Consider the following 13,772-nt stretch of genomic DNA (forward strand, 5'->3'; position numbering starts at 1 on the left):
GCCACTTCTTTGTCATGCTGAGCGGAGTCGAAGCATAGACGCCCATTCACGATTCCCTTCGTCTCCGTTTACAATGACACTTATTTTACCACAACTCATTGCGACGCCACTTCTTGTCATGCTGAGCGGAGTCGAAGCATAGACGCCATTTACGACTTCCTTCGTCTCCGTTTACAATGACACTTATTTTACCACAACTCATTGCGACGCCACTTCTTTGTCATGCTGAGCGGAGTCGAAGCATAGACGCCATTTACGACTCCCTTTGTCTCCGTTTACGGTGACACTTGTTTTACCACAACTCATTGCGACGCCACTTTTTTGTCATGCTGAGCGGAGTCGAAGCATAGACGCCCATTCATGACTCCCTTCGTCTCCCCTCAGGGTTACTCAACTGTCCATTATCAACTGTCAATTGGAAAGCAAAAATAGCATTTCAAACAAAAAGCCCGGCAGCAAATTCATGCGCCGGGCTTTTGCTATTTAGAGCAAATAATTTATTGTTTAATCACTTTACGCACAATCACATCTTCGCCAGCCAGGTATTTGATGAAATAAATACCTGTAGGATATGCAGCAAGATTAAACTCTGCCACACCGGCTTTTTGCGTCGCAGTCTGATAATCTAGTCTTCTGCCCTGCATATCAAATAGTTCAATGCGCGATTTTTCTTCATTGCTGGAATAAATCACATTGATCAGATCTGAAGTTGGGTTCGGATACACTTCCAGTCCAAATTCTGCCTTGTTTACCTGCGACACAGACAGCGTACTTTCTGTCGTGAAATTAAAGCTGTAGAAAGCACCGAAATCTGCACTTGTTGCTGCAAAAGCAGTTGCTGAACCGCTAAGGCTCAGGCCATTTATTGGCAATGTACTACCCAGATTTTTGAATGACAACGAACCGGAACCGATATACTGCGTATAAGCCCAGAAATTCAATCCGCTTTTATTCTGACCACCCCAGTTTGACGGACCATCACAGCCGAAATAGAATTTATAACAAGCATTGGCCGCAAGGTTGATTGTGTCGTTGTAAGTAGTATTATCAGTCAGATTATTTTTATCAAACACAATGTTGCCGTTGTTCATGTCAATGATGCGATAGTATTTTTCACTTGCCGCACCATCCGTTCTCAGCGAGACAACAAAGCTTTTCGGCATGATACGTGGCGTAGCAAATGTTGTACGAGCAGTATCGTCAGCATTGTATTGGTCCGTAGCATTGTTTGGTTCAGAAGTATAAATCACAAAATTACCACTGCTTGCAGTCCAGTTTACTGGCGTAGTCAGCGTCACTGTATCTGTTTGCATGAATTTCAGATTGCCGGTCCATTGAAAGAGCGATGTCGGACCACCTTCTACACCGTAGTGAATATTCAACGATGTCAGATCAGTACTGCCACTATTACGAATCACAATGATCGGTTGATTACAGATTGGATTATAACGGAGGAATTCACTTTCCGGACTTGGGGCAATTACGTTTTCCAATGTTGCATCATTAGTACTTGCAATCGGCTTATACTCGATCAGGAAACCAGTCGTATTAATGTTACCAAAAGATTTGTATGCAGTATAAGGTTCCATGTTCATGTCAACAGTATGCTGACTACTGCCGGCAACATTGAGAATATCGACATCGTCATAGCGCACAGGAGAACCCGGACACCAGCCACCACGGTCATATATCCACGTACCGGCTTGCGGATACAGCGCATTAGAACCACAATCATTACGCCAGATAGATTTATGACTTACCATGTTGTTGTCCCACATAATCTCGCGGTATTTGGCGCAAAACTCCATACAGTTTTCAGCGCTATCCGCACCGTGGCCTGTATTCATCATGCGGATACGCACATTATTGGTCTGGGAATTCAGCGTTTGCTGTACCGGAATAAGATGAGATTCTACCGGATTGTTTATGTTGCCCATTGGGAAAGACCCACTCCAGAGTTTATGGACTGCAATTGGCTCACGAACGGGCGTACCTTCTACGCAGATAAATTTCACATTGATTTTCCAGCCACGATCAGTATTTCCTTCATAACCCGTGTGCTGATAAATTACCTCTACAGAATCATGCAACAGCGGTGCAAAATCAGTTACATCATAATACCAGGTATGACTCCAGTTAGAAGATGCATAGCGACCCTTACCATATGGCGTAATAAAACGGGCAATTTCATAACCGAGACTATCGCCGTTTACACCACCGAGATGGCCGATATATACGTTGTTGATATAATCCCACTCGCCACACATCAGACCTGGCGCACATTCAAACTCGAGCATCATCATGACACGACGGTAAGAGACATTGGTATTGGGAAACTCCGCCCATTGCGGGTACAGCGTGTGGCCCACCGCCGGATTGGTTTTGATCACCACATCCTGGTGCGATGTGACCACTGTTGTATCCTGGCTTGCTTTGGCAGCAAAACCAAAAGAACTTAAAATAGCGACGAAAAGAGTAAGTAAGGTTTTATTCATTTTTGCAGACAATATTATGCCCACAAATATATTTTTCTGCTACAGATTTCTCAATTCCATATAACGTTCCGCCCTTATGATATCTTCCGGCGTATCGATCTCCACACCCATATAATTTGTCACCACCATTTTCATCGGAACACCATGTTCCAGAAAACGCAAACATTCGATTTTTTCTGCTGATTCAAGCGGTGTCATTGGCCATGTGGTAAAGTCCATCAGCGCTTTTTTTCTGAACGCATAAACACCGATATGTTCGTACCAGATTGTAGCAATTTCTTTGTTGCGCGGATAAGGAATAACACTTCGTGAAAAGAAGAGCGCATTCTGATTCAGATCAAGAGCTACCTTGACATAATTAGGATCTTCGATAAACTCTTGCTCTTTCAATTCCTGCACCAGAGAACCTACTTGTACGGCCGTCCCGCCATCACCTCTAAACACCTGCAAAAGTGCTTCCAGTGGCTGTTTCTGAACGAACGGCTCATCGCCCTGCACATTGACAAAAACGTCTGCTTCCATATCCATCGCCACCTCTGCAATACGGTCAGTTCCGCTTTCATAAGTACCTTTACTCATCACTGCTTTCCCTCCGTTTTTTTCTATCTCTTCACGTATTTCTTCGCTATCAGTTACGACTACTACCTCATCAAATAAACCGGTATTAACTGCCGATTCATAAGTACGACGAATCACTGTTTTGCCCTTAATTTCTGCCAGCAGTTTTTTAGGAAAACGGGTGGCTCCGAGTCGGGCTGGTATCAGTGCTATAGCTCTCATTTTTTTCTCTTGTTTTAAGGTTGTAAAGTTAAAGAAACGACTGCTCGTTGTGTCTGTTTTTTACTTTTCCGGCGGAAAAACGAACGTTTTCCACAGTAGAAAAATCATTAAAAGTAGGTATAAATTTCACTAAAACTTGTTACCTCTTTTTGATGATCGCGAGCAGCAAAAGGAGCCATCCGACGATAAAAAACAAGCCACCGATCGGTGTAATGATGCCAACCGGTCCCAGGCTGATGCCATAAGCACTCAGTAAAGACATCGCATAAAGAGATCCGCTGAAAAGGATAATGCCAAACAGGAAACAGCTGGCAGCGCGTACAATATTTTTATCGGGAAAGGACTGATAAAGAATACCGGCAATCAAAAGTGCAAACCCGTGATAGAAATGATAACGGACACCTGTTTCAAAAACCGGCAACTGATCTGCCGGCAAAATTTGTTTTAAAGCATGGGCGCCGAAAGCTCCCAATATAACAGCCAGCGCAAGCAATAACGCTCCGCTGACTAAGGCTCGCTTGTACATTGAAGGATAATTTCCTCAAAGGTATTGACAGAAACTGTTTCTACCTCTAAAATATGATGCGCTCTTTTATAAACAGGCATTCGGTGTCCGGCCAACTGATACAGCTTGTCGTGTACACTATCTGCCTGTAACAACGGACGGAATTCAATGTCCACAAAAAGTCGGCTCAGCAGCGTATCCATCTCTGCACGTAAAAAAATAACACAGCCTGCCTCCTTCATTTTGTCCATATTATCAAAAAAACAAGGAGTACCACCGCCACATGCAACCACTGTCGGCACTGTGTTGTCAGCCAGCACCGCGTGAAGCGCATTACGTTCCATCTCTCTGAATTTTTCTTCACCCTGTTGGGCAAACAAAGCCAGAATACTATCGTCCTCGCGATCTTCAATAAAGTCATCAAGATCTACAAAACGCATACGAAGATGTTCTGCAAGCTTTTTACCCCAGTACGTCTTGCCCACTCCGGGCATACCGATGAGAAAAATAAACTTAATCATATCCGTTCATTCAAAAATTTCCATAACAGAAGAAAGCCGTATTGTACTGCTAGTTCTTTGTTACGAATGCGGTCATAATAAAATTGAAATGTCTTAGACACCACTTTGTCTTTGTTTGCTACAGCAATGCACACCGTGCCCGGTGACACCGTATAGGAATCATCGGGGCTCAGCAGCCCGGTAACACCAAGACCATAGTCCGCGTTTAAAACAGTTCTTGCTCTTTTTGCCATTTCTTCGGCCACGGGTTCGCTTACCACACCGGCGTCGTCGATCAGTTCTCTTGCTATCCCCAACAAAGAGACTTTCACGTCAACGCTATAACATACGACAGAACCCTGAAAATAGTTTGAAGATCCGGGAACTTGTGTAAACTTATGCGCAATATACCCGCCAGTACAGCTTTCCGCCAATCCAACGGTTTTATTTTTTCCGGCGAACGCCGCGCCTACAATCGCTTCGATCGGCAGATCTTCAGTGGCGATCGTAATATCGTACAGACGCTCGGCAAATTTTTGATGCCAGGCCTCTACTTCTACGCTGAGTTTTTCGCCGTCCGCCCCACGACCGGTAAGTCGCAGTTTTACACTACCCGGCGATGGCAGGTAGGCTAAACGGATATATGCAGGCAATGCTGCTTCAAAATCTTTTATTTTTTCGGCGATGAAGCTTTCGCCTTCACCGGCAGTAATCAAAGTACGGTGTACAATGGCATCGGAAACAAAACGCGTGCTTAACCGCGGCAATACCTCCTCCGTCATGATGTATTCCATTTCAAACGGGACACCCGGCATCGACACATAAATCTTTCCGTCTTTCTCAAACCACATACCCGGTGCGGTGCCCATGCTGTTAAACATAACATCGCAAACATCCGGCACTTCCGCCTGTTTCATATTACTTTCCAGAAACGGTCGGTTTCTGCGGGAAAATATTGCTTTTACATGCTCAAGTACACGTTCATTCACCACCATTTTACCACCAAAATAGTCGCACAGTACCGGCTTGGTAATATCATCCGATGTCGGACCAAGACCGCCGGTCATCAAAATAATGGATGCTTTGGAAGACTCTTCATCCAACGCGGCAATGATCGCCTCTTTCTGGTCGGCGACAGCCACACGGCGCACCACTTCTATACCGATCGCATTAAGTTGCTGTGCCATCCAGGCTGAATTGGTATCAATGGTCTGCCCGATCAATAGTTCATCTCCAATGGTAATAAGTATGGCTCGTACGTTGTTCATCTTTCTCTATTTTTGAAAATATGGCTCCAGTCTTTTCCGAAGTTCAGGGTGCATGTTTACTTTCTTCTTTTCTTTCGGGTCGTAAAATACGAGCGTGGTCACTCCTTTATTGAGCAGTTGTTTTTGTTCATTATATAGTTCCGAATGAAATTGTATTCTGGAACTTTCGGGCAATTCTTTCAGAATCGTTTTCACGGTAATCAGATCGTCATAAAGTGCGGGACGCAAGTATTGGGCATGCAGATCAATCACCGGCATAAATATTCCCAGTTCTTCCAGTTCGCGATAGGTAAATCCAAGCTGACGGATAGCTTCTGCACGGCCCACTTCATAATAAAGCGCGTAGTTGCCGTAGTACAAATACCCCATCTGATCGGTCTCGCCATATCGCACACGTATTTCCGTTACTGATTCGTACATCGTCTCGGTTCTTTAAAATTTATTGTTTGGGCTTTACCAATTCAGCGTTCTTAATAGAATAGATTCCATTAGCCTGTGTAAGGCAAGTGAGGGTAAGATCGTTGACGCAAACATGCGGCGGCAGTGTAGCACAGAAATAAATTACATTGGCAATATCTTCCGCCTGCAGCGGTTGTACGCCTTCATAAACTTTTCCGGCACGGTCGGTATCGCCTTTAAAGCGAACCAGCGAAAACTCGGTTTCCGCCATACCCGGATTTATTCCTGTTACTTTAATACCGTAGGGAAGAAGGTCTATGCGCATGGCTTGCGTAAGTGCATCAACAGCAAACTTAGTAGCACAATATACGTTGCCGTTTTTATAAACAAGCTTTCCGGCAGTAGAACCAATATTAAATATATGGCCGCCACCCTGTGCCTTCATCAGCGGCACAATCTGCCGTGTCATGTACAAAAGCCCTTTGATATTGGTATCGATCATGAGGTCCCAGTCGTCGGTATCACCTTCGTCAATGGAAGACAAGCCCGAAGCCAGCCCTGCGTTGTTGACAAGTATATCTATTTTGTCCGTTTGCAGCATCAGCTCTGCCACTGCAGCTTTTACAGATTCTTTATCACGTACGTCAAACGCCAGCGTAATCACCTTGCAAGACCAGGCTTGTTCCAATTCCGCTTTTACCGCTGCGAGCCTTTCCTCCCTGCGACCTGTAATGATAAGATCGTAGCCGTTTTTTGCAAAATGCCGGGCAATGGCATTGCCGAAGCCTGACGTAGCTCCTGTGATGAGAATTGTTTTACGCATAGGAAGCAAGATACAGACTATGCAACAAAACATAACGCTAAAAACGGCATTACCCGGTGAATGTGAATAATTTGAGCGAAATGTTGAAAAAGCTATAGCACTGGCTGGCTATGATTTATAACTAAAAAGACGTATAATTCGGATCGATGATGTCTTGACAAAGTCAAAAACAAAAACGATGATTCAGTCAAAAAAAAATGAAACCTCAATTATCGGATTAAGGTAACATCGCCCTTATAGATTTCTTCTTTTCCAAAACGATCGGTAAGACTGAGCACCCAGTAGTATACGCCGAGCTCTGCCGGACGACCATTATAGGTGCCATCCCAGCCGATTTTAAATTTGGTGCCGTAATAAACTTCTTGTCCCCAGCGATTATAAATGCGAAAGAAATTGACATTGCGATAGCCAATACCAATTGGGATCAGCATATCGTTAAGCCCATCGCCATTCGGCGTGAATGCCGAAGGCACATAAATACTCGATTGCCCTACAACCCAAACGGACAGCGTATCATTTCCCTGACACCCGTTTTCACTTACGATATGAACTGCATAAGTTATCCGGCCAGTATCGGGATAATAGCCCACCGGATTACCGATGAGCGGATTGTTCAGGTAAGTTGAAGGCGTCCATGTGTATTGCACACCGCCGCTTGCATTGAAGTTGATACTTTCTCCTCTTACGATGATGGTATCACCTCCGCCTGCATATGGTTTGAAATCCTCTATCGTTATTTGCTTAATTGCGGTATCGGTACACCCGCGCCTGCTTTGCGAGACTAGCTTCACATTATAAGTTCCTCCTTTAGGATAAGTATACACAGGATTCTGCTCGGTAGATGTACCGCTGGTATCGCCAAAATCCCAGTTCCAGGAGATAATTGGTTTGTAAGTTGCCACTGACTGATCGGTAAACTGCACCGGCGTATTCGGACAAAGCAAACCTGAAAAAGTAAAATCGGCTTTGTATGTCGGATAAATCTTCACGGCACGTGTAATACTGTCAGGACAAGTAGTACCGCGGTTTACAACCAGTTTTACATAATAAGTACCGGTGTCTGGATATACAAAGTCTGGTTCAAATGAATTGGATGTATCACCAGCTGCGCCAGCCACCCCAAAATCCCAGAAATAAGTGAAGCCACCTGTACTTTGATTGACGAAATGCACATGATCGCTGGTACATTCTACGATATAGGTATTAAAATCTGAAGAGTACTGCGGAATATTGGCCACTACAGCTTTCGAACAGTTGGTAACAACAAACTGGAATTCCCTTTTTACAGTATTAATCATTACACCGTTACGCCATTCATGGCAACAAACCGTGACAACATAACGACCCTGAATATTTGGCGTACCTGTAATGAGGCCGGTTGTAGGATTGATCTGTATCGGCGGATTGCCCGTCATCGGGCGACGGGAATTATAGAATGCTGCATACTGCACCGAATCGCCCGGAGCCGGCAGTTCAGGAACTGGCTTGGCATCATTCGGACTACCACCAGTATATGCTTCGCAAAATTCGTAACTGAGCGAATCTCCATCCGCATCTGTTGCAGAGTGATCGTACACTAATGGATTGTTGATACAAATAATCTGCGGCGGATAATTTTTGAACACCGCGCTGTTGTTGCAGATTGCATCCCGGGAAGGTGGAATCACACAAGAATAAGTAGCGCCAACTGCGCCGGGATTTACAATATTCACAATGGAACCGTTACGACAGCAACGTTGATAAATCACCCGGTAGCCATTTACATTTTCAGCCAGTGTATAGGTCTTTGTGAACGTTACCTTATTGAGACAAGTCGGCGGTGGATTTTTCACACATTCATTCTTAAAATTCGGCGGCACCAATTGTTTTGCAGCAGACCGAATAGAATCGAATAAAATACGTGTGGGATTAATGCCATCAAAGATGCAGATGTAGGCAGGATCATCCTGTGCAATAGCAGTCGGATCGCCACTAATACAATCCTGATAAATATTGATGGTAATCTGGTATTGATTATTTCCAAGACAGCGATACGTCAATTCACCACCTACGATATGAGTCGCCCTTGCCGGGGAAAATCCACCTGCGACGAGCATTATAACAAGAATGGCAAATAGGTAACGCATCCTAATACTAAGTTAACGAATTAATAGTATATAATTAATTTCTTTCCGACGGCGATTTTGTTATTCGTTCGTAAAGAAAATCAAATACTAAAAAGTGTTAAAAGGCTTGCCAGAACAGCATTTTATCGTATTAACGTAACATCCCCTTTATAAACTTGCTGTGCTCCAAAGCGGTCCGTCATTCCGAGCACCCAGAAGTAAACGCCGAGATCTTGCGGCACACCGTTGAAGGTGCCATCCCATCCCAATTTGAATTTCGTGCCGTAAAAAACTTCCTGTCCCCAACGGTTATAAATGCGGAAATAATTAACATTACGGTAGCCGATACCGATCGGAATTAAGATATCATTGAGCCCGTCACCATTTGGCGTAAATGCAGATGGAACATAAAAACTAGGCTGCCCCACCACCCAAACGCTGAACGTATCGTTGCCCTCACAACCTGCATCGCTTTTTACATGCACGACGTAGGTAATCCGTCCTGTATCGGGATAATAACCTATCGGATTGCCAATATTCGGATTATTCAGGAACGTAGACGGCATCCATGTGTACTGACTGCCACCACTCGCCTCAAAATTGATACTTTCTCCCTTTACGATAATCGTATCGCCGGTGCCAGACGAAGGATGGAAATTCTCAACGTCTAATTGCCTTACCGCCGTATCCACACAACCTTTTATGGTAGTTGCCACTAGCTTCACATTATAAGTTCCGCCTTTGGCATAAGTATATGTCGGGTTCTGCTCTGTTGATGAGCCGACGGTATCGCCGAAAGTCCAGAACCAACCATCAATTGGCTTGTAAGTAGCCGTAGAAAGATCTGTAAAAAATACCGGAGTATTCGGACAGAGATTTCCTGCAAATGAAAAATTGGCTTTGAAAGTCGGATATACTTTTACAAAACGGCTAATACTATCCGAACAGGTACTTCCTTTATTTACGATCAGTTTTACGGTATAAACGCCCGTATCCGGATATACAAAATCAGGCTCAAAATCAAGCGAAGTATCTGCATTAATGCCCGGCACACCAAAATCCCAGAAGTATTTGGTTCCCTGAGTCGTGGTGCTGTTGTTGACAAAATGTACCTTGAACGAATCACATTCTACGATGTAAGTATTGAACTCTGTGGAGTACTGCGGGATATCAGCAACAACAGCTTTAGAACAGTTCGTAACCACAAACTGAAACTCTCTTGTCACCGTATTAATGACAACACCGTTGCGCCATTCATAACAGCATACCGTTACTACAAAACGGCCCTGCACTGTAGGCTTGCCGGTTATAATCCCGGTAACCGGATCAATTTTGATTGGCGGGAAACCCACCATCGGCCGCTGTGAATTATAAAACGAAGCATACTGTACCGAATCACCGGGATTGGGATAATAAATCGGCGCAGGTCCGCTGCTTGTTTGTGGCGAACCACCGGTATAAGCAGGACAAAACGCATAACTGAGCGAATCTCCGTCGGGATCCGTTGCAGAGTGATCATACACCAAAGGGTTGTTCACACAAATAATCTGTGGCGGATAGTTTTTGAAAATAGCTGAATTATTGCATCGGCTCGTAGGAATCAGGCAGGAGTAAGTAGCACCGATATTTCCCGGATTCACAATATTGCTGATCGTAGCATTACGGCAACAGCGCTGATAAATAATGCGAATTCCGTTTGGATTATTAGGGAATGTATAAACTTTAGAAAACGTCGATTTCAGCAGACAAACATTCGGTGGATTGTTTACACAATCATTTTTAAAATTGGGCGGCACGAGTGCCCGGAGATCCAGACTCATGGTATCATCACCCCGGATCTTCTGCTTGGTTCCTTCATCAAAGAAACCAATATAGGCCGGAACGTCGCCTGCAATGGCTTCGGGATTACCGGTAATACAATCTTCATAAATACTGAGCGTTATCAGGTATGAGTTGCCACCAAGACACCGATACGTCATTTCACCACCCACAATGTGCGAGGCAAAAACGTTATTGGTGACCAAAAACAGCAACAACAGAAAACCTGTGATGCGCCAGATTTTTTTTATTAAAGACATCGTTATTTAAAACAGTAAGCAGTGAAAGAGCCCAAATCAGATACGAGTTTTGCAGGCTGTTCAATCATCGACATATGCCCACAGTCTGCATAAACACTTACAAAGTTAACGTTTGCGAGGTAGCATTGTTGCAGCGCCTGCGCCATTGGTGTTGCATTATCTTCTCTACCAATGATCCACTGTACAGGAAAAGCCGCACTGCGTAATACTTCTACTCTTCCCTGACGGTTTATCATAGCATTGTAAAAATCTACCAAACTATCTTCTGGTAATACCAATGATGTTTCAATCTGGCGGTTGATCGCTGCTGTCTGATTCTCTTTGAAGTACGCGGAGAACAGGTTCGTCACCATCTGTCGCACAAAAACATCTTTGCCGCCTTTCCGTATGATGCCAATTGCCTTGCGTCTCGTTTCCCGTTTCTCTTCGGTATCGGCGTAAGCAGAAGAATGTACCAGAGAGAGCCCTTTGGTCATTTCCGGAAAGAAATCTACGAAAGCAAGTGCGGCATACCCTCCCATCGAATGACCGGCTATTACGGCTTCCTCAATGCCCTCGCGTTCCATTATTTTCTGAACGGTAAGCGCCATTACCTCTACAGAAAGTTCGCCGCCGTTATACACGGTTTCTCCACTCCCTGGTAAATCAGGCGCAATGACCATAAAACGCTGTGATAATTCCGGCCATACTTGTTGCCAGAGTGTGCCGTTCTCAGGAAATCCGTGTATTAGTATCAATGGATCACCATTGCCTGTTTTACGGTAAGATATTTTAGGAAAATTCTCTGCTTCGAATGTGTGATACGCTACCATAATTAAATTGCCGGTTTACTGCGTTTATAAATCGTGCCATAGGTACAAAGCAAAGCCAGCAACAGCGGCCATAATTCACCCAATGGCAATTCTTGTATATGCAATACATGCAACAGCAGCGAGACAAACAACAACACAATGGCGATGCCTGCATAACGGCTGCGGTTGCGGGTAAATGCGAAAATAAGATTTGTTGGTAATGCCCAGAGCACGTTAAAATTATCCTGACACGCCTGATGATCGGTGCCAAACCACATAAACAACATGAGACATCCAAGCAAACCCGTTATTACCAGTAAAAATCGTCCAAGGAACATACCCAGACCATGCAATGCGGGTGTAAACATCGTTACGATGGTCAGCAGACTCACAAACAACAACGTTATAAATGCCCAGTTAGTACGCGCAGGTTCGTGCGCTGATCCATCAAGCAACAATTTTGTTTTTTCAGCTACCGGTTTATTATCTAACGTTGCGCCAGCAAGGCCGTCGCGCAGAAAATCTGGCAAAAACATGATCGCAGCGTTATCCATCTTCTTATCGACTTTTGAACCGAGCAAAAGATTAATGCCCAATCGTTCAAAATGTTCTTTGTACAGATATTGATTGACAATCTGACGGAAGCTGATTGTTTTGTTTGCTGCCGCAGTCTTACCGAACTGAAAACCGTTGCCCAATGTTTTCGGAAAAATATCGCGGATCCGCGTGGCACAATTATCGAAAAGGAAATCGTACTTATACTCGCGATTTTGCGGTTCAGCGTTCCATTTGAGGAAAGCATAAATTTCTTCTTTGCTTTTGCCGTCGATTTGCAAAACCTGTTCTTCTACTTTTCGATGCGCCTGCACATATTCTTCCATAAATTCAGGAAACGGGTAATAGGAAACATAGTACAGCAATTTGCCGCGCATAAATTTCAACTCGAAGTCTTTTTCAAAACCATTGAAAGTACCGTAGTTAAAAACCATATCTGTATGCGCGAGTGTGTCCGTAACGCGCACACCCGTATGACCGAAGGTTTCCCAGATCTCATCTCCGGGCCCGCATGTGACCAGTGATATCCGCAAATGGCTGGAATCAATCTGTGCGGAAGCCTGGAAAAACGGAAGTAGTATTAATAATGAAAGGAATAGTCTTTTAAACATTGAGGCAAAATAGTAAAAGGCTGCCTTATACAGACAGCCTTTGATTTATAATTTTCGGAAATTTAGCATTAAAGATTGCCAGTGCCGCTACCTGAGAATACAGAACCAATGTATTCGCGATTGAGGCGGGCAATGTTTTCGAGAGAAATGCCTTTAGGACATTCTGCTTCACATGCACCGATATTGGTACAGTTACCGAAACCTTCTTTGTCCATTTGCTGGATCATGTTCGTAGCGCGGGTCTTACGTTCAGGATCACCTTGTGGCAACAAAGCGAGGTGTGAAACTTTTGCAGAAACGAACAGCATTGCTGATGCGTTCGGACAAGCCGCCACGCAAGCACCACAACCAATACAAGCCGCTGCTGCAAATGATTCGTCTGCTTTTTGTTTTTCGATCGGAAGCGCGTTGGCGTCAACTGCATTACCTGTATTTACAGAAATATAACCACCAGCCTGGATGATACGGTCAAATGACTGACGATCTACCACGAGGTCTTTAATAACCGGGAAAGCATTGGCACGCCAAGGCTCTACCACGATGGTATCGCCATCTTTGTACTCACGCATGTGCAATTGACAAGTAGTAGTCTGATGCCAAGGGCCGTGTGCACGACCGTTGATGTACATACTACACATACCGCAGATACCTTCACGACAGTCATGATCAAAAGCGATTGGTTCTTTACCTTCCGCAATCAATTGCTCATTCAACACGTCGAACATTTCCAGAAACGACATTTCTGAAGAAATGCCTTTCACCTGGTATGTTTCAAAACCACCTTTGTCGTTTTTGTTCTTTTGCTTCCAGACTTTTAAAGTCAGGTTCATGCTATAATGCTCCATCTGGAAATATTTATCTG

Annotated in this window: 12 protein-coding genes; all 12 read right to left on the reverse strand. The window is 44.3% G+C overall.

The window, feature by feature from the left end:
- Window positions 1-497 precede the first annotated feature (497 nt).
- The 12 genes from DN068_RS03920 to DN068_RS03975 all read right to left on the reverse strand — a co-directional run bounded on the left by DN068_RS03920 (window position 498) and on the right by DN068_RS03975 (window position 13,755).
- Complete coding sequence (locus DN068_RS03920; RefSeq protein WP_110997588.1) at window positions 498-2,495, reverse strand: peptide-N-glycosidase F-related protein; 1,998 nt, start codon at window positions 2,493-2,495, stop codon at window positions 498-500.
- A gap of 39 nt (window positions 2,496-2,534) precedes the next feature.
- Complete coding sequence (kdsB, locus tag DN068_RS03925; RefSeq protein WP_110997589.1) at window positions 2,535-3,275, reverse strand: 3-deoxy-manno-octulosonate cytidylyltransferase; 741 nt, start codon at window positions 3,273-3,275, stop codon at window positions 2,535-2,537.
- A gap of 139 nt (window positions 3,276-3,414) precedes the next feature.
- On the reverse strand, window positions 3,415-3,801 hold the full coding sequence (locus tag DN068_RS03930; RefSeq protein WP_110997590.1) for a DUF423 domain-containing protein: 387 nt from the start codon (window positions 3,799-3,801) through the stop codon (window positions 3,415-3,417).
- Window positions 3,783-4,301, reverse strand: coding sequence for a shikimate kinase (locus tag DN068_RS03935; RefSeq protein ID WP_110997591.1), 519 nt, complete (start codon window positions 4,299-4,301; stop codon window positions 3,783-3,785). The genes DN068_RS03930 and DN068_RS03935 overlap by 19 nt, the downstream gene beginning before the upstream one ends.
- Window positions 4,298-5,548, reverse strand: coding sequence for a CinA family nicotinamide mononucleotide deamidase-related protein (locus DN068_RS03940; RefSeq protein ID WP_110997592.1), 1,251 nt, complete (start codon window positions 5,546-5,548; stop codon window positions 4,298-4,300). Before DN068_RS03940 ends, DN068_RS03935 begins: the two co-directional genes overlap by 4 nt.
- Window positions 5,549-5,554: 6 nt before the next feature.
- Window positions 5,555-5,968, reverse strand: a complete 414-nt coding sequence (locus tag DN068_RS03945; protein ID WP_110997593.1) for an acyl-CoA thioesterase — start codon at window positions 5,966-5,968, stop codon at window positions 5,555-5,557.
- Window positions 5,969-5,987: 19 nt separating this feature from the next.
- On the reverse strand, window positions 5,988-6,770 hold the full coding sequence (locus DN068_RS03950) for an SDR family NAD(P)-dependent oxidoreductase (protein ID WP_110997594.1): 783 nt from the start codon (window positions 6,768-6,770) through the stop codon (window positions 5,988-5,990).
- Window positions 6,771-6,979: 209 nt separating this feature from the next.
- Entirely contained in the window at window positions 6,980-8,896 is a 1,917-nt protein-coding gene (locus DN068_RS03955) for a PKD domain-containing protein (protein WP_110997595.1), read from the reverse strand.
- Between the two features lie 122 nt (window positions 8,897-9,018).
- Window positions 9,019-10,953 (reverse strand): PKD domain-containing protein, encoded by a 1,935-nt coding sequence (locus DN068_RS03960; RefSeq protein WP_110997596.1) that lies wholly within the window; start codon window positions 10,951-10,953, stop codon window positions 9,019-9,021.
- Window positions 10,954-10,955: 2 nt separating this feature from the next.
- Window positions 10,956-11,765, reverse strand: a complete 810-nt coding sequence (locus tag DN068_RS03965) for an alpha/beta fold hydrolase (RefSeq protein ID WP_110997597.1) — start codon at window positions 11,763-11,765, stop codon at window positions 10,956-10,958.
- A gap of 2 nt (window positions 11,766-11,767) precedes the next feature.
- Window positions 11,768-12,910, reverse strand: coding sequence for an Lnb N-terminal periplasmic domain-containing protein (locus DN068_RS03970; protein WP_110997598.1), 1,143 nt, complete (start codon window positions 12,908-12,910; stop codon window positions 11,768-11,770).
- Window positions 12,911-12,978: 68 nt separating this feature from the next.
- A complete protein-coding gene (locus tag DN068_RS03975; RefSeq protein ID WP_110997599.1) occupies window positions 12,979-13,755 on the reverse strand; it encodes a succinate dehydrogenase/fumarate reductase iron-sulfur subunit in 777 nt (258 codons plus the stop codon).
- Window positions 13,756-13,772: the final 17 nt, after the last annotated feature.

The organism is Taibaiella soli, from assembly GCF_003236175.1.
In the GTDB taxonomy this organism is placed as follows: domain Bacteria; phylum Bacteroidota; class Bacteroidia; order Chitinophagales; family Chitinophagaceae; genus QKTW01.